This is a genomic window from Peptostreptococcus russellii, assembly GCF_900110295.1.
In the GTDB taxonomy this organism is placed as follows: Bacteria; Bacillota; Clostridia; order Peptostreptococcales; family Peptostreptococcaceae; genus Peptostreptococcus; species Peptostreptococcus russellii_A.
Map to the genome: position 1 here is coordinate 115,572 of NZ_FODF01000003.1, position 18,118 is coordinate 133,689.

Consider the following 18,118-nt stretch of genomic DNA (forward strand, 5'->3'; position numbering starts at 1 on the left):
AGTATTTAAAGGCTTTTAAGTATTGTAGCAAGAACTAAAATAAATGATACTAGAAGAAAAGGAAGTGAATTTTCACTTCCTTTTTAATTATATAAATCTTGAGTATTTTCAAATTAAGTAATAAATTTATTGAGAAAGGATAAAACTTTAATCTCAAAGAAAACTTATTTAATCTGAGACTATGATCTTAATTTCAAGTACTTTCTCAGTTTTTTAATATATGTCTTTATAAATATGGAATAAAAATAATCATATACAAAAAATGCTATTTCAAATGCAAGTATATAGATAAACTTTAATTCAAATACAATCAACAATCTAGATACAAAAAACAAGGCTATAGCTAGTATAGTTGCATATATCTGTTTTAAGAAAATATCCATAAAAGTATTTTTTATATTTTTCTCAATTAAAGATTTTACAAGTCCGTAAAAGGCAAATATAAAGAGGTAGGTTAAAAAATGTATTTTATTGGATATTATAAAAAATCCTAAAATAATTGAAGCTAAGCTATAAATAAATCCATATTTATTTCCGTATTCAATAATAATTACAGATGGAAATAGGGAAGCTAGAACCATAAATGCCACAGTATTTATAGGAATTATATTTAAAAGGGTAAAGACTATTAAATTAAAGGCAAGTACGATTCCAGAAAAGGAAATCGCCCTTGCCTTGTTGTTTAACAGCATGGTATTAAATCTCCACCCATACATTCACAACATGAATCACAGACATAAAGTTGGCAACAAGTACCGCAGCAATCATCACCACAACAGCAGCAACATCCATTATCCAAGTTATTTCTGTTGTAATTATAGTTATCAGCTCTATTATTGTAGCCATTTCTATAATTTATGTATTGATCAAAAGCCGCCTTATATTCCATATTTTCTGGATCCATAAACTTCGCTCTTTTAATATAATCTTCACCCTCATCATAGTATCCTAGATTCATTGCAGAAACACCTCTCATATAATACCATTCTGCATTTCTATCTTCAAACTTACTTAGTGAATTATAACATTCTCTAAAGTTCCTATTTCTAAAAAGACCTCTTTCATAAGAATAATCTACGTAGCTCATTTACCCATCTCCTTTTTAACATATAATGTATAAAAAAATATAATAGTCTGAATTGCTCAAATTGATTATAGTCTATTAACCTTAAATAAATCTTTAAATAAAAATTTTTACAGGCTTCTCAACTGAGTTTGAATCTATTAAAATTATAATAAGCCTCTTTAAAGTAGATATTTAAAAAAAATTATCTATTATTATAAGCAGAAGTTAATCTATAAATTTTAATATGGTCGTTTTTAATAATTATCACAGCAAGATTCAATGTGGGTTACGTTAGGTGAAAGTTCATAAATTACATCTTTTCTCTCTACAATAATTCTGGCTTTTTCCTTGAGTTCTTTAGAATTTCCTAGATGATTTAAGAGTTCTCTAGTAGGATTTATAGCTATGGGGTTTCCAACTCTACTTAGCATAGAAATATCTCCGTTTGTATCACCATAGGCATATGATTTAGACATGTCTATATTATACTTATCAATAAATACATCTAAAGCCCAGTCTTTACTTTTGGAATCCCACATAGGAACAATATCTCCAGTCATTTTTCCATTTTTAACTATATATCCGCTTCCAATATTGTCATCTACTTTATACTTTTCTGCCATTTTTTCAACTAGATAATCTGGAGATCCAGATATAAATATTACTTTATGTCCTTTGTCCTTATGCCACTTTATTCTTGAACGTGTATACTTATAGACCCTGTCTGCTTTAAGCTTAATAACCTGTCTACTTGCAAAATCTATGTCTGACTTTTTTAGTCCTGTAATAGCGTTTACATATTGATTTGTAATTTCAAACATATAGTCATCATAATTTCCTTGTCTCTTATCCCAGTTGTTGTATGTAGTTTGAAGATGTTCAGACCACTCGCTTTTTGAAATTAGCTCATATTTTATAAGCTTTCTGAAATGTTCTATTAAAAGTGAATCTCTATAAAGAGTTCCATCTATATCAAAAAAAGCTGCTATAGTACTCATATTCCACCACCTTTCAATATATTAGACTTATTATAACAGAAAAATAATTAATAGACACTATTTTTTAAAAAAACATTCTGATAATTTATAATAATTAATATCAATAGCAAATAATAGATATCCTTAAAAAATGAAAAAAAGAAGTAAAAAACAAAACTTTTCAGATTATTATATTTTCGTGACATAAGTCTAAACTATGGTATAATAGTATCTTGTAAAAGCAAAGAAGAAAATAGATAAAGGAGGATATATGAATTTTAGAAAATCATTTTGTACAAATACAAGACTTATGGGTACAATGATGCTGATGATAGAGTGGTCATTAGAGGGAAAAATAGTATCTCATGTATTTATGTTAGATGCAGAAGGACTTGGAATTTCAGATTTCTATACAATGGTAGATGAATCTATGCACAATAGAGAGTGTTTTTATAGACAAAAGTATGGCGGTCTAGGTGGAGTCAATGTTGATATTAGTGAAGAAGAAGCTTGTTTTCTTGTAAATCAATATATGGATAAAAATATAAGATACGAAAAAGCCCTACCAGAAAGTTTTAATATAGATATTAGAGAGTTTTATAGAGAGAAATATGAGGAAATAGGACTTTCACAAATAGAAAAATTAGATGGAGAAAATCCTTCTTTAGAAGAAAATGAAAATTTAACATATTATAATACAATGAAGAAGAATGTATTTAGAAAAATATGCAAAAATATAGAGACAGAAAATGAGTTTGTAAACTACATGATAATGAGGCTAGTTGCAAGAGATAGAGAGGCGCTCCTATACTTTTCTGGAAATGAATATGTTGCAGAAACTCACCTTACTGAAATAAACGGTGCACTTTTATATAATGAAATAGAAAAAAAGGCAGAGGATAGATTTGTTTGTAATTGTGTATATGAAGATTCAGATGGATATTATGAGGCAAAAGTAATAGTTACTATACATAAAGAAGAAATTGAAGACGATGGAACATTGAAATTTGAAGGAGTTCATTATAATTATTCCTTGAGAACATTTATGATAGTAAGTGTAAATGCTATATATGATTTTGAAGTGTTTGATATTATCTCTAAGGAAGAAACAGTAGATATATATAATCTTACAGAAGAAAACAGCAGAAAGAAAATTGAAAACATAATATACAATGCCTATCCAGCAATTCAAGGGATAGAGTTTGACGATGGAGTATTGTATATTCAATATTATCCAGATAATGCCCATGTAGATGGGGATATATATGTAATAAACAATGATATTATGTTTATAATATATATAAATGAAAAGCAGATTTTTTTAGCTACATATAATGAAGAAGCAAGGGAATTAATAGAAGAATCTCTTAGAAGTCAGATGCAGGATAGAATAGAAAAAAAAGATACAATGTCTTTTAGACAAAATGTACTCTTTGATTTTGTAGAATCAGGAAATGATGATTTTTATGACTTTCTAAACTAAAAGACGTAAAATATTTGAAAAAGATATGTTTTCATACTTATAAAAATATAGAAAAAGTTGACAAAATGTAAAGTTTAGAAGTACTTTTTTAAATATTAGTAATATAAAAAGGCTAAATTTCATAGAAAAGATGTTATTTTTTAGCAAAGCTATAGATATAGGTTGACAAAATGACAAAAAAAATATAAACCGATAGAGTTAAAAATCTATCGGTTTTTTTATATTTTAAATGTTTTTTAAAAAATACCTTGTTTAAATCTAAAATAGTGCATCTTTATAATCAAAAATAATGGATATTGAGTATAAGACAATATTGATAGATTGTTTAAAAAATATAAATAATAAACAAAATGTTGACATCTTTTATTTTCGGTGTTATAAATAAGATATAGAGTAAAGAGGCTTTTTATGTGTGAAAACGTTATGAGATTTATATTTTAGTACCTAAGGAGGTAGTATTATGAAGAAATTGATGACTGGCGATGAAGCAATCGCTAGAGGCGTATTCGAATCAGGAGTAAGATTTGCAGCTGCATATCCAGGTACTCCAAGTACAGAAATTCTGGAAAATCTATCTAAATGTGATAGAAAGGATCTTTTTGCAGAATGGGCACCAAATGAAAAGGTTGCACTAGAATCTGCAATCGGAGCAAGTGTTGCAGGAGCTAGATCATTCGCATCAATGAAGCATGTTGGTCTTAATGTTGCGGCAGATCCATTTTTCACTGCATCATATTCAGGTGTAAATGGAGGGCTAGTAATAATCTCTGCAGATGAACCTGGACAGTTCTCATCTCAGAATGAGCAGGATAATAGACATCTTGCTATAGCAGCTTTTGTTCCGATGTTTGAACCTGCTGATAGCCAGGAATGTAAAACAATGGTAAAAGAAGCGTATGATTTAAGTGAAAAGTACGATACACCAATTCTAGTAAGAATGACAACTCGTGTATGTCATTCAAAGGGACTTGTAGAAGTAGAAGATAGAGTAGAAGTTCCAATTAAGAAGTGGGAAAAAGAACCTTTGAAATATGTAATGGTTCCAGCAAATGCAAAAGTAAGAAAGCAGTACATATTTAAGAGAATGGCAGAACTTCAAGAGTATTCAAATGATTGTCAGTGGAACTTTATAGAAGATAATAAGGCTAAAATAGGCGTTATTGCATCAGGAGATTGTTATCTTTATGCAAAAGAAGTATTCGGAGACGAAGCTTCATACTTAAAAGTAGGATTTTCAAATCCACTTCCAGACAAACTATTTAAGGAATTTGCTGAAAAGGTAGAAAAAATATATGTAATAGAAGAAAATGATCCAATAATGGAGACTCATATAAAGGCTCTTGGAATAGATTGTCATGGAAAGGATGTATTCCCAAGATATGGAGAAATGATTCCAGAAGTAATAAGAAAGGCAGTTTATGGCAAGGAAGTAGAAATATTTGAAGAAGCAAAAGAAGTAATGATTAATCGTGCACCTACTTTCTGTGCAGGATGTCCACATAGAGGATTTTTCTATACTCTAGGAAAGAGAAAAAATATAATGATATCAGGAGATATAGGATGTTATACACTAGGATTTGGTGGACCATACAATGCCATGGATATGACTTTATGTATGGGAGCTAGTGTAAGTATGGCTCACGGTGCATCTCAAGTATTTTCAATGGATGAAAATCAGGATGTAAAGGTTGTTTCAGTAATAGGAGATTCTACATTCTTCCATTCAGGAATTACATCTTTGATAGATGCAGTTTATAACAATAGTAGTGCTGTTACATGTATACTTGACAATAGAATTACAGGAATGACAGGTCAGCAGCAAAATCCAGGAACAGGATTAACTGCTCAAGGAGAGCCTGCTGCTGAAATAGATATAGAAACATTAGTTAAGGCAATAGGAGTAAAGAATATAAGAAGAGTAAACCCAAATCATTTAGACGAAGTTAATGAAGCTCTTGATTGGGCATTGGCTCTTGATGAACCTTCAGTAATTATTACTTGGTGGCCATGTGCTTTAAAGAAACAGTCTGAAGAAGATAAGAACAACTTCCCTGAATCATTCAAGGATAGATTTGAAGTTGACCATGAAAAATGTATCGGATGTAGAAAATGTACAAAGACAGGATGTCCAGCAATATCTTTCAACAAAGAAGCTAAAAAATCTTCAATTGATTTAAATAAGTGCGTAGGTTGTAGTGTATGTGCTCAGGTATGTCCAGTAGGAGCAATAGGAAAGGTGGTAAAATAATATGACTAAGAATTTATTATTAACTGGAATAGGTGGTCAGGGAACAATAACTGCCAGTAAGCTACTTACAATAGGTCTTATGAGTGCAGGTTACGATGTAAAGATGAGTGAAGTTCATGGAATGAGCCAGAGAGAAGGTCAGGTTCTTACTCATCTAAGATATGGTGAAAAGGTATATTCTCCAGTTGTTCCTATGGGTGAAGCAGATATAATAATGGGATTTGAAGAACTTGAAGTTCTAAGAAATATAGATTATTTAAAGCCAGATGGAGTAGTCGTTCTAAATACAGTAAGATTTAACCCAATAGGAGTTCTAAGTGGTAAGGATAAATATCCTGAAAATACAAAAGAACTAATAGAGAAAAGAGCTGGAAAACTTCATGCCTTCAATGCTACAAAAGAAGCAGAAAAGCTAGGAAATCCAAAAGTTATGAATATAATTCTTCTTGGAACAATAGTAAAGAGCATGGAGCTTGAACATATAGATTGGGATAAGATAATAGAAGAAAATGTTAAAGAAAAATTTATAGAAATAAACAAAAAAGCATTTAGAGTAGGAATGGGATTGGTATAATTTAAATATAGGCCTTATTCTGCACTGCTTAGTCTTTTGCAGAATAACGCGAATATCAATTAGGCTTACTCAAAAATTACCTAGTAAGTATAAGGATAAGTCGAAAATAGTTTTTATATAATTACACACGGAGGTAGCGAATGCTTAGAGATTTTGATGAAGTAATAGAAAAGGTAAAATCTTTTCATGAAAAAAAACGTTGTGGTGTATGTATGGCTGATCAAGCAGCAATAGAAGCAGTAATTGAAGCTGAAGAGATGGGACTGGCAATGCCTGTTTTGATAGGTCATGAAGATAGTATAAAAGAAATTTTAAAGTCTTTGTCTAGAGAAAATAAATATGAGATTATTGATGTAAAATCAGATTCTGAAGGTGCAGAAAAAGTAGTGGAATTGGTAAGAGAAGGTAAGGTGGATTTCATACTTAAAGGTCATATTGAAACAGCTGTTTTGATGAAGGCTGTAGTAGACAAGGAAAAAGGTCTTAGAACAGATAGTTTAATTAGCCATGTTGCATTTGAAGAAATACCTACATATCACAAGCTTTTGGCAGTTACAGATGGAGGAATGTGCCTGTATCCAGACATAGATCAAAAGCAAAAAATAGTTGAAAATGCAGTAGATGTTTTTCATAAACTTGGATATGAATGTCCTAAAGTAGCTTGTCTTTCAGCAGTAGAAAAGGTAAATCCTAAAATGCCGGCGACAGTCGATGCGGGACAGTTAAAAATAAGAAATCAAAATGGAGAAATTAAGGGATGTATAGTAGAAGGTCCTATTGCATTTGACCTAGCCTACTCAAAAGAAGCGAAAGAAATAAAGGAATATGAAAGTGATGTAGCGGGAGATGCAGATATACTTCTTGCCCCAGATATACAATCTGGAAATATTCTTGCAAAATCTCTTAATTTGGCTGCAAATGCTAAAATGGCAGGATTTGTTGTAGGGGCAAAGTGCTTGATACTTCTTATATCAAGAAGTGCAACTGCAGAAGAAAAATATTTGTCAATAGCTTTAGCGGCACTTGTAAATAAGTAAGTATTTTAAAAATATTTTAGCTAATTTACCCGAAAAAACCGGTAAGTTAGATAACTTTGAAAGGTGATAGCAAATGAAGATATTAATAATTAATCCAGGTTCTACCTCTACAAAAGTTGGGATATATGAGGATTTGGAAGAAAAAATAATAGAAAATATTTCAATAGAAGCAGATATTCTTAAAAAATTTGATGATTTATACGATCAGACAGATATGAGATATGAACAGGTTATGGAATTTCTTAAAAAGAATAATATATCTCCATCCGATCTTGACGTAATAGTTTCAAGAGGCGGATTGCTTCCACCTCTTCATACAGGAGCATATGTAATAGATGATGAACTTTGCCATATAATGAGACACCGTCCGGCTCAGATTCATGCCTCTAATTTAGGTGCTCTTGTTGCAAGAAGAATATCGAAAGAATATGATATACCTGCATATATATATGATGCTGTTTCAGTTGATGAACTAACTGATGAAGCTAGATTATCAGGTGTAAAAAAATACCCTAGAAGAAGTTTTTCTCATGCTTTAAATACTAGGGCTGTGGCAATGAGATACTGTGCTGATAATGGTCTTGACTATTATAAATCTTCGGTAATAGTAGTTCATTTAGGTGGTGGTATTTCTATGAATTTCCAAAAAAACGGAAGACTTGTAGAAACAGTATCATCTGATGAAGGACCTTTCTCTACCAACAGGGCTGGTGTACTACCGATATATAGCTGTATAACAATAGCAGCCGATGAAGGGGCAGAGGCACTTCAAAAATATGAAGATAGTATAGGTGGTCTTGTATCTTATTTAGGTACAAACGATGCTAGAGAAGTGGAAAAGATGATAGAAGAAGGCAATGAAGAGGCTCTTTTGGTATACAGATCAATGGCTTATCAAATAGCCAAGTCCATAGGCTCCCTTGCTATTGTAGACAATGGAAAAGTTGATGCGATACTTCTTACAGGAGGAATATCTTATTCAAAGATGCTGACTGGATGGGTAAAAGAGAAAGTGGAATTTATAGCTCCTGTAGAGATTTATCCGGGAGAATTTGAAATGAGAGCATTAGCCCAAGGTGCTTATAGGGTAATGCAAGGAATGGAAAAAGCTGATTATTTAAGACTGTAGATATATTGCCCCCAGCAAAATAGCTAGGGGCATTTTACTTTTTAAGTATAATTTTAGGGAAAATTTAAAACTATTTGAAATTAACTAGCTTGAAAAAAATATTTAAATTGGTTATTATAATAAATAGCAATAATATTTTGGAAGGAGGACGGACAATAAAGAAGACTAGGAAAGGTCAGAAATGTTGTCCTTTAATATTATGGGAATAGGAGAATATAAGGGTGTAGTGAACGACTTTGAATCTTTTTTAGCTTTTTTAGATACATTAGCCGTCATCATATCTGAAATGTTTGGAGATCACTGTGAAGTAGTAATATCAGATTTAGATAATACAGATAATTCAGTGCTTTCCATATACAATGGACAAGTAACAGGAAGAAGCGTAGGCGATCCTTTAAATACTAGAGCAGGTGAACTTATAGAAAGAAGTAAAGGCGGATATAATATAAACTATAAAAAAGCAAATAAAAAAATTAAGAAAGAAATTAAATCTTCTACAATAGTCACTAAAGCGTTTGGTAGAAATATCTCTCTTTGTATTAATTACGATTGTGATGACATATCAGCCATACAGAAAACACTAAAGAAATTTCTTTCAATGGGCGATGAAGTATATGATGAGTTTGATGCTTTTGATAATGGGGAACTTGCAGAGCATAAATTTATGGTAGAGCTTGAGAAAATCAATAAGCCAATAGTAGATATGAACAAAAAAGACAGATTAGAGCTAATCAAAAACTTAAAAGAAGCAGGAGTTTTTAAGATACAAAAGAGTGTTCCTTATATAGCTGAACAAATGGGATTATCTAGATATACTATATATAATTACCTAAATGAAATAGAAGAAAATGAAAAAAAATAAAAAACTTTTTAAAAAAAGTGTTTAAAAAGAATTATATTGGGCAAATATATAATACAAACATAATAAATTAAAATACTCAATCTCCCCAAACGAGAACCTTACCCCCTAAGGTTCTCGTTTTTCATTTATTATAAAAATACAACTATAAATATAAAAGATATACTATAAAAAAAAAAACCACTTAAATTTAAGCAGTTCTTTAAAAATTAATTATGTTGGAATATCGATAATTTTATTATTTTTTTCTTTTTTGTAGAAAAGAAGAACCTAGATACTTCTTGATATCTTCTTCAGATGAAAAGTCATCAACTAAAATTTCCTTGCCAGTATCTTCAAATATAACAAGAACTTCACAATCTCCTTGTAAAAAAGCCTTTTTAACTGTTTCTTCTCTTACTTCTCTAACCTTTACAATATTCTTTTTTTCCTTTTCGAAGTCTTTTGTATAATAACTTCCCATCATATTTATAAATTTAGTATAACGGTTCATAATTACCTCCCATAAATATTTTATATAAAATATAACCATAAATTTCAAAGTATAAAACTCTAGAAAAAGTGATATTTGCTATAATCAATTGAACTATCTATAATGTTTAAAATATCTCTATTTTAGGTAGCATTTTATTCATTAATATAATAATAGAAAAATATAGAAATATCAAGTTAAAATTAAAAGTGGCTATTGAAAAATTTCATAAAGGAGTAAATTAAAATATTAGTAGATATTAAATTGTTTTTAAAATGAACTTAATAACTATGTTATTTAATTGTTTTGTTATTTGTATTCAAACTATGGTAAAATAGTAATGGTGATGAAATTATGTTTGAACTTGAAAAAATAAAGGGTAATACTTTTCGTGTAAGAAATGGAACAAATATAGGGGTTTATATATTTGAAGATAAAACTGCACTACTTATAGATACAGGAGTCAGCGGTGAGCCTGCTGAAAAGCTAATAGAAACGCTTAAGGCTCATAATCTTGATGTTAGGTACATAATCAATACTCACGGACATTGGGACCATTGTGGAGCTAACCATCAGATTAAGGAAATTTATAAAAATGCAAAAACTTATTTCTCCAAAGGGGAAAAAGTTTATATAGAGGCTCCAGAAATTTTTATGGATTATTTTAATGGTGGAAAAAGAGTTCCTGAACTAGACAGGATAATCAAAAAAAATGTTGGAGTTCCAGATATAGTAGATGAAAATGTAAGAGCTGGTGAAATATTAGAGCTGAATGGACATAAATTCAGTATTTTTGGCTGCGCAGGACATACTGCTGCATGTATAGGTGTTGTAACAGATGATAAAGTTGCGTTTTTTGGAGATGCTATGATTTCAAAAAACTCATTTGATAAATTTGATTTTGTATTTATGTATGACCACGCTATACAGATGAAGACTTTGAGAAAAATAAAAAAGATGGATATAGATTATGGAGTAATGGGACACTCTAGTAAAATATTTACAAAAGAAGAAATCTATGAAGCAGCAGAGTATAATAATAGTGCACTTACAAGAATAAGAAAATTAATGATAGATATTTTAGATAGACCTAAAAGTATAGATGAAATAACTCAAGAATTTTTTATTAAGAAAAAAAGAAAATCGGATTATTTCCTATATTTAGAATGCAGAAGTTCATTGACGGCTGCCCTAGAGTATCTAATAAAATGTGGTAAAATAAATTACAGTGTAGATAACAATATACTAAAATATAAAATTGCAGACCAAGAATAACTGATAGACACTGCGATTCAAAAAATGGATCATACAAATATGATTCTGAAACACAAGGCGGGTGATACTGATGGATTATCAGAGTTGGACTAGAATAATAGCTCCGTATTCTAATGCAGTAGAGGAGTTAAAGATAAAATTTAAGAATATAAGAAAAGATTATCTTGAAATGGGCCTTCATTCTCCAATAGAGTTTGTAACAGGTCGAACAAAGAAAATATCTTCTATAATGGCAAAAATGAAGAAGATAAATGCTACAAATATTGAGGAAGATATAGAAGATATAGCTGGAATAAGAATAATGTGTCAATTTGTTGAAGATATATATGCAATAGTGGATATTATAAAACAAAGAACAGACATGAGAATTGTAAATGAAAAAGACTATATTAAAAACTCTAAAAATAGTGGTTACAGAAGTTATCATGTAATAATAATGTATCCTATAAACACAGTAGATGGTCCGAGAGAGCTTCAATGTGAAATACAGATTCGTACTTTGGCTATGAACTTTTGGGCAACTATTGAACATTCTCTAAAATATAAGTATGATCACTATATACCTGATGAGTTGGCTGTAAGATTGAAAAGAGCTGCAGATGCTGCTTTTATGCTAGATCAGGAAATGGGAGAAATAAGAGAAGATATTATTAAGGCACAAGAGATGTTTACAGAGAAAGAATATGCAACAACTGATGTATATTCAAGATTAAACAAATTAAAAGAAATGAGAGACGATGCAAATTATTTCTATTACAAACATCAGCTAGATAAAATGTCAAGAACTAATGATATAGCAGGTATAATTGATTTAAAATCAGAGTTAGACGAAGTATTAAAAGATATAAAAGTTGAGAGAGTAATAGAAGAGGAAGATATTTAGCATATAAGGGAGGCAATTTGATGAAAATATTTGCAATAGGAGATTTACACCTTTCTACTGCAGTTAATAAACCTATGGATGTATTCGGTATGAACTGGGAAAATCATGAAGAAAAAATATTTTCGGACTGGAAAGATAAGGTCGATGAAAATGATATAGTGTTTGTAGTAGGGGATATATCTTGGGCATCAAAGGTGAAAGAGGCAAAAGCAGACTTAGATATATTAGCCTCAATGCCTGGAACTAAGTATATGATAAGAGGAAATCACGACTATTGGTGGAGTACTGCATCTGCACTTAAAAAGTTGTTTAAAGAAGAAGATAAAATGAACTTTATGAATGTGGACTTTGAAGAAGTTGGAGAATACGCAGTTTGTGGTACAAGAGGCTGGATATGTCCAAATGACATGAGATTTGAAGAAAAAGATGAATCAATATATAAGAGAGAAGCTAATAGACTAAAACTTTCGCTTGAAGCTGTAAAAAAGGCAGGTTTTGAAAAATATATAGTTCTTCTTCACTATCCACCTACAAATGATGAAAATGAAGAATCCTTATTTACAGAAGTGATAAAGGAGTATAGACCAGAACATGTAATATATGGTCATCTTCATGGAGAAGAAAGTTTTCCACTGGGGATAAAAGGTGAAATAGATGGAATAAATTATCACCTAGTATCTTGTGACTACTTAGACTTTAGTCTAAAAGAAATAATGGAAATATAAATATATAAATTTTTATAGGGATATTAGCTATTTAAAATAGATAGTAAAATATCCCTTTTTTAGAGAAAAAAATAGAAATAACTTAAAAATTAAAAATGAATCGGAGGAAATAATTATGAGTAGAAATATATGTATTGATATAGATGGAACAATGTCTGATCCCTATTTTTTTATACCATACTTAAATAAACTTACAGGGAAAATACTAACAAAAGATGACTATACATCTATAGACTGGAATGATACCTATGGTCCAGAGTTTAAGGATATATATGAAAATTTTGATGATAAATATACTTATATATATAACGAAGTTGAACTTCAAGAAGGAGTTAAAGAAGTAATAGATATGCTAGTAGAAAATGGCGACAATGTTTACTTTGTAACGGCAAGAAGCCATACTATAGATAAAATAACAAAGGAATGGATTAAAAGTAAGGGGTTAGATGCATCAAAAGTTCATTCTCTAAGTGGAAACGAAGGAAAAGTAGAAACAGCTAAAAAACTTAACTGTGATGTATTTATAGAAGACGATCCTAACAATATAGAAAATTTATTAAAAGCGGGATTTGACGTAATAGCAATGGAAAGCAATTATAATAAAAAATTACTGGAGAGATTAAGAAGATGTTATGATAATATATCTCAAGATGAAAATAAACCTTTTAATAAAAAAATTAAGAAGAAATTAAAAATTGCAAAGAATTGGATAGATATAGATAATATTTTAGTTAGAAAATAATATATTCAAAATAAAAAGGCTGTTCATATGAACAGCCTTAAATTTAAGTTATTATCTATTTATTAAAGAGAATTAGCTGAACCTAAAACATCTTCTATCTTTGATTCAACTACAGCCTGTATAGCATCTCTACCAGCACCGATATACTTTCTTGGGTCGAATACTGTTGGGTTTTCTGCTAAGAACTTTCTAAGAGCAGCAGTCATGCAAAGTCTTAAGTCAGTGTCCATGTTTATCTTACAAACTGCCATTGAAGATGCCTTTCTAAGCATTTCAACTGGAACACCCTTAGCTCCTGCTATGTCTCCACCAAATTCGTTACAAGTTGCAACAGCCTTCTGATCAACAGCAGATGCACCATGAAGTACTATTGGGAAACCAGGAAGCTTTGACTGTATTTCTTCAAGTATGTCAAATCTTAACTTAGCTTCTCCCTTAAACTTGAATGCACCGTGTGAAGTACCTATAGCTATTGCTAGAGAGTCAACACCAGTTCTGTTAACGAAATCAACTGCCTGTTCTGGATCAGTGTACTTATGAACATCAGAAGTTACATCATCTTCAGTACCAGCAAGAACACCTAATTCAGCTTCTACTGAAACATTGAACTTGTGAGCGTATTCAACAACCTGCTTAGTTATTGCTACGTTTTCTTCATAGTCAAGATGAGAACCATCTATCATAACTGAAGTAAATCCGGCATCTATGCATTTCTTAGCCATTTCGAAGTTTGGACCGTGGTCAAGATGTAGAGCACAGTCAACACCTATTTCATCTGAAGCAGCCTTTACTAGAGCTACTAGAGTGTTGATACCTGCGTAGTTTATAGCAGACTTAGAAGCCTGTATTATAACTGCAGACTTCTTTTCCTTACATGCTTCAAGAACACCCTGAAGCTGTTCTAAGTTACTTATGTTGAAAGCCCCTATAGAGTATCCGCCTTCGTATGCTTTTTTAAACATTTCTTTAGTATTAATTAATGCCATAATATCCTCCTTATAAACTTTTAAAACTTACCCATCTACTTCATTATACCAAAAAAAATGGAAATATCTACAAAATATCAGTAATTTTAAATCTTATTTTGATTAAATAAAAAAAATAAAATAATCTTAATTCTCTCATGTACTATAGAAAACGATTTACAAAAGAATTCTTTTGTAGAAAAAACTTTAAAATATATATTATAAAATTCTTAATAAAAACTTTAGAAATTTCCACGTTATATATTTAGTTTTTATATGTATAATGAGTATAGTAAAAAGATGGATATATTTTAGATGAAAGGAGTGGCAATAATGAAAGTTCTTATACTTACAGCTAAGTTCGGAATGGGACATTTATCAGCATCAAATGCTATAAAAGAAGATATATTAAAGTTTGATAGAAATGCAGATGTTAAGGTAGTGGATTTTTATGAATATTCAATGCCAGTTCTATCAAAGTATATTTATAAAGGATTTAACATATTAATAAAGTACGGCAAGGAATTATATAAATTATATTACTCAGAAAATGATAAAAAATCAGCTAATATAGATTTGCTAACTAAAAAGTTGGCTGCAAGTTGTCAAAGTATTGTAGATGAAGAAAAGCCAGATATAATAGTTTCAACTTTTCCAATGATTTCAAAGGGGGTTGGCTATTATAAAGAAAGAACTAATTCAAAAGTATCTCTTATAACTTGTATAACAGATATAAGCAGTCATTATGAATGGATTACAGATAATACAGACAAATATATGGTTCCATGTGACGAAGTAAGAGATGAACTTATTAAAAAGGGAATTCCTGCTGAAAAATTAGTTGTTTATGGAATACCTGTTGCAGATAAATTTAGAAAAAACTTTGAAAAACTAAGCAAACAAAAAACAGCAACAAAGAGTGCTAAGGTTATAGATATGTCTAACTATAGAAGTAAAAAGGAATTACTTATTATGGGTGGTGGATTAGGCGTTTTACCAATGAGTCAAGATTTCTATAAGAAGTTAAATGAACAAGAAAATCTTCATACAACTATAGTAGCTGGTAAAAATAAAAGTTTATATAATATGATATATAATAAATACGAAAATATAACAGTTTTAGGATATACAGACAAGGTCAATGAATTGATGGAAAAGGCGGATTGCGTAGTTACAAAACCAGGTGGAATTACAATGTTTGAAGCTATATATTCAATGACACCAATAATTTCTTTTTCAACTGACCTTCCAAATGAACTTCATAATATTGATTTTATTATAAGTAATAATTTTGGTATTGCATTGGACGATAGTGCAGAAAATAGCGTTGAAATAATAGTTGATTTTGTAAAAAATTCTTCTGAAGTTAATAGTATGAAAGAATCAATGAAAAATTTTGTCCTTGCACTTGAAAGAGGATACTTTGCTAGTTATGTTTCAAATGTTAATTTAGCATCAGGAGATAGAATAAAGGTTAACAATATATAATGGTATTTATAGAATTGACGGTTGCCTATTAGGCAACCTTTTTTTTCCTAAAATACAAGGGGATTTGATAATATATTTAAAATAATTATTGTTTATATAGATTTAAAAAGATACTTGCTCTATAATATTCAATAAGAGTATCAATATTAAAGTCAAACTATATTGTCAATTTAATGAACTAAGTTATAATACTATGTAAGAGAAGAAGCAGTTGCAAAAGAAAAATTAATAAATATATTAAAAGGGAAGAGAGGAAGGACAAATGATTGTATTGAAAGTAATATTAGTTATAGCAATTTTATTTATTATCCATTCAATAATACCAACATATTATAATAAGATCTTCAATAAGAATATAATGAAAAAAACTGGGAAAGATAATGATATAATGCTTACCTTTGATGATGGACCAGATTCAAGGTACATTTATAAGTTAGCAGATTTGTTAGAGAAAAATCAGGTAAAGGCTACTTTTTTTATGGTCGCTCAGAATGCTGAAAAACATCCTGAGATAGTTAAGTTTCTTCAATCCAAAGGTCATAAAATAGGAATACATTCTTGGCAACACAGAAATGCAATGCTTTATAGTTATTTTTATACAAAGAAAGATTTTGCAAATAGTACAAGAATCATGAAAGAACTTGGAGTAGATGATCTTTTTTATAGACCACCTTGGGGACATACGAATCTTTTTTCAATTCACTTTGCAAAGAAATATAAAATGAAATTAATTTACTGGGATGTAATGGCAGAAGATTGGAGTGCTAAGAGCACACCAGAAACAATTTATGAAAAATTGATGAGAAGAACGACTCCGAGAAGTATAATTTGTTTGCATGATGCTGGGGAAAATTCAGGTGGTGCAAAAGGAGCTCCCTTAAATACTATAGCCGGTTTAGAAAAAGCTCTTCCAAAGTTAAAAGAAAAAGGATATAGCTTTATTCTTCCAGAGTATGATGTCAAATAAAGATAATGACTTTGTCTTACAAGTATAATTAGAAAGCTTAGATATGGTAAATAGAGCTTAAAATAAAGAGAATTATAAATATAAAGGAATATTGATTTTAAAATGAGATATTTAATAGTGAAATAAGGAGAGATAATGGAAGGATTACAGAATAAGAAAAGTCAGCTTTTAGGCATAGGCTTTATGATTATACTAATGATAGCGGCAGTTGCCTATGTACTTAAAGATGAGTCGTTGACCGATGTAATAAATGCGATTCATACTGTAAAGCCAATTTATATAATAGTGGGTATTATTTTTATGTTGGGTTACATTTCCTGTGAGGGAATCAATATATGGATAATATTGAAGGCTTTAGATAAAAAAACAACATTGAAAGATTGTATAGGTTATGCATTTGTTGGTTTTTATTTTAGTTCGATTACCCCTTCTTCATCAGGAGGACAACCAGCGCAAGTCTACTTTATGAAAAGAAAAGGCATATCGATAATGTCATCATCACTGTGCTTAATGATAATATTATTTGCCCATCAAATTGTAATAGTAGCTTACGCTGCAATTGCTTTATTTGTGAGACCTGATTTTACAGTTGCTCACAAGGCTGGATTTCACATATTGATTGCATTTGGTGTTATATCAAACGCTGCAATAATTATAGGGATACTTCTTTTAATATTTTATCCTAAGATAGTATCAAAGATTATAAATGCCTTAGGAAAATTTTTATACAAGGTATCTATAATAAAAAATAAAGATAAGATGAGAGAAAAAATAGCTTCTTCTATGGAAGAATATTCAGCTGGAGCCAAGTATATGAAAGAAAATCCTAGAGTAATGATCAATGTTACCCTAGTAACTATTGTTCAAGTAACATTGATGTTTTTAGTTCCATACGTTATTTATATTGGCTTTGGTCTTAAAAAGTTTGGACCTTTGGAATTAATACTTACTCAGGCTGTACTTAATATTGCAGTTTCCTCATTGCCTCTTCCAGGTTCTGTAGGAGCAAGTGAGTCTATATTTGTAGATATATTTAGATCATTCTTTGGAAAGTTTGTAATACCGGGAATGCTTCTAACAAGAATTGCAAATTTCTATGCAGTGTTGGTAATAAGCGGTTTGGTATCTCTAAAAGTATACATGGAAAAGAAAAAAGTAACATCATAATTTGAGCTAAATAAGGAATAAAGAAAATACATAATAAAAAATATAACAAAAATTATAATAA

The 18,118-nt window shown here is 30.1% G+C and carries 18 protein-coding genes; 13 read left to right on the forward strand and 5 right to left on the reverse strand.

The genetic code is table 11. From position 1 onward, the window contains the following. Positions 1-179: 179 nt before the first annotated feature. The 3 genes from BMY82_RS03065 to BMY82_RS03075 form a co-directional block, all read right to left on the reverse strand. The gene (locus BMY82_RS03065) at positions 180-692 is read right to left on the reverse strand and encodes a hypothetical protein (protein WP_091974559.1); all 513 of its coding nucleotides are present in this window, start codon (positions 690-692) and stop codon (positions 180-182) included. Next, positions 683-1,087 (reverse strand): hypothetical protein, encoded by a 405-nt coding sequence (locus tag BMY82_RS03070; protein ID WP_091974561.1) that lies wholly within the window; start codon positions 1,085-1,087, stop codon positions 683-685. The genes BMY82_RS03065 and BMY82_RS03070 overlap by 10 nt, the downstream gene beginning before the upstream one ends. Positions 1,088-1,320: 233 nt before the next feature. Next, positions 1,321-2,064, reverse strand: coding sequence for an HAD family hydrolase (locus tag BMY82_RS03075; protein ID WP_091974563.1), 744 nt, complete (start codon positions 2,062-2,064; stop codon positions 1,321-1,323). 250 nt (positions 2,065-2,314) lie between these two features. Between BMY82_RS03075 and BMY82_RS03080 the strand changes: the two genes are divergently transcribed. The 6 genes from BMY82_RS03080 to BMY82_RS03105 all read left to right on the forward strand — a co-directional run bounded on the left by BMY82_RS03080 (position 2,315) and on the right by BMY82_RS03105 (position 9,376). Beyond that, positions 2,315-3,526 (forward strand): hypothetical protein, encoded by a 1,212-nt coding sequence (locus BMY82_RS03080; protein WP_091974565.1) that lies wholly within the window; start codon positions 2,315-2,317, stop codon positions 3,524-3,526. 460 nt (positions 3,527-3,986) lie between these two features. Continuing rightward, positions 3,987-5,774 carry an indolepyruvate ferredoxin oxidoreductase subunit alpha gene (gene iorA / locus BMY82_RS03085; protein ID WP_091974567.1) on the forward strand — a complete coding sequence of 596 codons (1,788 nt, stop codon included), beginning with the start codon at positions 3,987-3,989 and terminating at the stop codon, positions 5,772-5,774. 1 nt (position 5,775) lies between these two features. Next, the gene (locus BMY82_RS03090; protein WP_091974569.1) at positions 5,776-6,348 is read left to right on the forward strand and encodes an indolepyruvate oxidoreductase subunit beta; all 573 of its coding nucleotides are present in this window, start codon (positions 5,776-5,778) and stop codon (positions 6,346-6,348) included. Positions 6,349-6,488: 140 nt separating this feature from the next. Beyond that, positions 6,489-7,385 (forward strand): bifunctional enoyl-CoA hydratase/phosphate acetyltransferase, encoded by an 897-nt coding sequence (locus tag BMY82_RS03095; protein ID WP_091974580.1) that lies wholly within the window; start codon positions 6,489-6,491, stop codon positions 7,383-7,385. Positions 7,386-7,458: 73 nt separating this feature from the next. After that, the gene (buk, locus tag BMY82_RS03100) at positions 7,459-8,514 is read left to right on the forward strand and encodes a butyrate kinase (RefSeq protein WP_091974581.1); all 1,056 of its coding nucleotides are present in this window, start codon (positions 7,459-7,461) and stop codon (positions 8,512-8,514) included. Between the two features lie 199 nt (positions 8,515-8,713). Continuing rightward, entirely contained in the window at positions 8,714-9,376 is a 663-nt protein-coding gene (locus tag BMY82_RS03105) for a helix-turn-helix transcriptional regulator (RefSeq protein WP_091974661.1), read from the forward strand. Between the two features lie 235 nt (positions 9,377-9,611). Here the strand turns inward: BMY82_RS03105 and BMY82_RS03110 are convergent, their stop codons facing one another. Further along, the gene (locus BMY82_RS03110) at positions 9,612-9,866 is read right to left on the reverse strand and encodes a hypothetical protein (protein WP_091974582.1); all 255 of its coding nucleotides are present in this window, start codon (positions 9,864-9,866) and stop codon (positions 9,612-9,614) included. A 333-nt stretch (positions 9,867-10,199) separates the two neighbouring features. Between BMY82_RS03110 and BMY82_RS03115 the strand changes: the two genes are divergently transcribed. From BMY82_RS03115 to BMY82_RS03130, 4 genes are all read left to right on the forward strand, one after another. After that, complete coding sequence (locus BMY82_RS03115) at positions 10,200-11,120, forward strand: MBL fold metallo-hydrolase (RefSeq protein WP_091974583.1); 921 nt, start codon at positions 10,200-10,202, stop codon at positions 11,118-11,120. Between the two features lie 70 nt (positions 11,121-11,190). Next, complete coding sequence (locus tag BMY82_RS03120) at positions 11,191-12,003, forward strand: GTP diphosphokinase (RefSeq protein ID WP_091974584.1); 813 nt, start codon at positions 11,191-11,193, stop codon at positions 12,001-12,003. Between the two features lie 20 nt (positions 12,004-12,023). Then, positions 12,024-12,728, forward strand: a complete 705-nt coding sequence (locus BMY82_RS03125; protein WP_091974585.1) for a metallophosphoesterase — start codon at positions 12,024-12,026, stop codon at positions 12,726-12,728. A 115-nt stretch (positions 12,729-12,843) separates the two neighbouring features. Continuing rightward, positions 12,844-13,470, forward strand: coding sequence for a 5' nucleotidase, NT5C type (locus tag BMY82_RS03130; RefSeq protein WP_091974586.1), 627 nt, complete (start codon positions 12,844-12,846; stop codon positions 13,468-13,470). 62 nt (positions 13,471-13,532) lie between these two features. On the opposite strand, the gene fba is transcribed toward BMY82_RS03130, so the two are convergent. Next, entirely contained in the window at positions 13,533-14,456 is a 924-nt protein-coding gene (gene fba / locus BMY82_RS03135; protein ID WP_091974587.1) for a class II fructose-1,6-bisphosphate aldolase, read from the reverse strand. Between the two features lie 312 nt (positions 14,457-14,768). On the opposite strand from fba, the gene BMY82_RS03140 reads away from it, so the two are divergent. The 3 genes from BMY82_RS03140 to BMY82_RS03150 all read left to right on the forward strand — a co-directional run bounded on the left by BMY82_RS03140 (position 14,769) and on the right by BMY82_RS03150 (position 18,057). After that, positions 14,769-15,923: an MGDG synthase family glycosyltransferase gene (locus BMY82_RS03140; RefSeq protein ID WP_180366713.1), complete on the forward strand. Its 1,155-nt coding sequence runs from the start codon at positions 14,769-14,771 to the stop codon at positions 15,921-15,923. A gap of 262 nt (positions 15,924-16,185) precedes the next feature. Then, the gene (locus BMY82_RS03145; RefSeq protein ID WP_091974589.1) at positions 16,186-16,890 is read left to right on the forward strand and encodes a polysaccharide deacetylase family protein; all 705 of its coding nucleotides are present in this window, start codon (positions 16,186-16,188) and stop codon (positions 16,888-16,890) included. Positions 16,891-17,025: 135 nt separating this feature from the next. Then, the gene (locus BMY82_RS03150; protein WP_091974590.1) at positions 17,026-18,057 is read left to right on the forward strand and encodes a lysylphosphatidylglycerol synthase transmembrane domain-containing protein; all 1,032 of its coding nucleotides are present in this window, start codon (positions 17,026-17,028) and stop codon (positions 18,055-18,057) included. Positions 18,058-18,118: the final 61 nt, after the last annotated feature.

What these genes read in the sequence shown, in the direction of transcription:
- BMY82_RS03125 (WP_091974585.1), top strand. Translation starts at nt 12,024, where the DNA reads ATGAAAATATTTGCAATAGGAGATTTACACCTTTCTACTGCAGTTAAT.
- BMY82_RS03105 (WP_091974661.1), top strand. Translation starts at nt 8,714, where the DNA reads ATGGGAATAGGAGAATATAAGGGTGTAGTGAACGACTTTGAATCTTTT.
- BMY82_RS03145 (WP_091974589.1), top strand. Translation starts at nt 16,186, where the DNA reads ATGATTGTATTGAAAGTAATATTAGTTATAGCAATTTTATTTATTATC.
- BMY82_RS03140 (WP_180366713.1), top strand. Translation starts at nt 14,769, where the DNA reads ATGAAAGTTCTTATACTTACAGCTAAGTTCGGAATGGGACATTTATCA.
- iorA (WP_091974567.1), top strand. Translation starts at nt 3,987, where the DNA reads ATGAAGAAATTGATGACTGGCGATGAAGCAATCGCTAGAGGCGTATTC.
- fba (WP_091974587.1), bottom strand. Translation starts at nt 14,456, where the DNA reads ATGGCATTAATTAATACTAAAGAAATGTTTAAAAAAGCATACGAAGGC.
- BMY82_RS03115 (WP_091974583.1), top strand. Translation starts at nt 10,200, where the DNA reads ATGTTTGAACTTGAAAAAATAAAGGGTAATACTTTTCGTGTAAGAAAT.
- BMY82_RS03110 (WP_091974582.1), bottom strand. Translation starts at nt 9,866, where the DNA reads ATGAACCGTTATACTAAATTTATAAATATGATGGGAAGTTATTATACA.
- BMY82_RS03090 (WP_091974569.1), top strand. Translation starts at nt 5,776, where the DNA reads ATGACTAAGAATTTATTATTAACTGGAATAGGTGGTCAGGGAACAATA.
- BMY82_RS03120 (WP_091974584.1), top strand. Translation starts at nt 11,191, where the DNA reads ATGGATTATCAGAGTTGGACTAGAATAATAGCTCCGTATTCTAATGCA.
- BMY82_RS03130 (WP_091974586.1), top strand. Translation starts at nt 12,844, where the DNA reads ATGAGTAGAAATATATGTATTGATATAGATGGAACAATGTCTGATCCC.
- BMY82_RS03075 (WP_091974563.1), bottom strand. Translation starts at nt 2,064, where the DNA reads ATGAGTACTATAGCAGCTTTTTTTGATATAGATGGAACTCTTTATAGA.
- BMY82_RS03065 (WP_091974559.1), bottom strand. Translation starts at nt 692, where the DNA reads ATGCTGTTAAACAACAAGGCAAGGGCGATTTCCTTTTCTGGAATCGTA.
- BMY82_RS03080 (WP_091974565.1), top strand. Translation starts at nt 2,315, where the DNA reads ATGAATTTTAGAAAATCATTTTGTACAAATACAAGACTTATGGGTACA.
- buk (WP_091974581.1), top strand. Translation starts at nt 7,459, where the DNA reads ATGAAGATATTAATAATTAATCCAGGTTCTACCTCTACAAAAGTTGGG.
- BMY82_RS03095 (WP_091974580.1), top strand. Translation starts at nt 6,489, where the DNA reads ATGCTTAGAGATTTTGATGAAGTAATAGAAAAGGTAAAATCTTTTCAT.
- BMY82_RS03070 (WP_091974561.1), bottom strand. Translation starts at nt 1,087, where the DNA reads ATGAGCTACGTAGATTATTCTTATGAAAGAGGTCTTTTTAGAAATAGG.
- BMY82_RS03150 (WP_091974590.1), top strand. Translation starts at nt 17,026, where the DNA reads ATGGAAGGATTACAGAATAAGAAAAGTCAGCTTTTAGGCATAGGCTTT.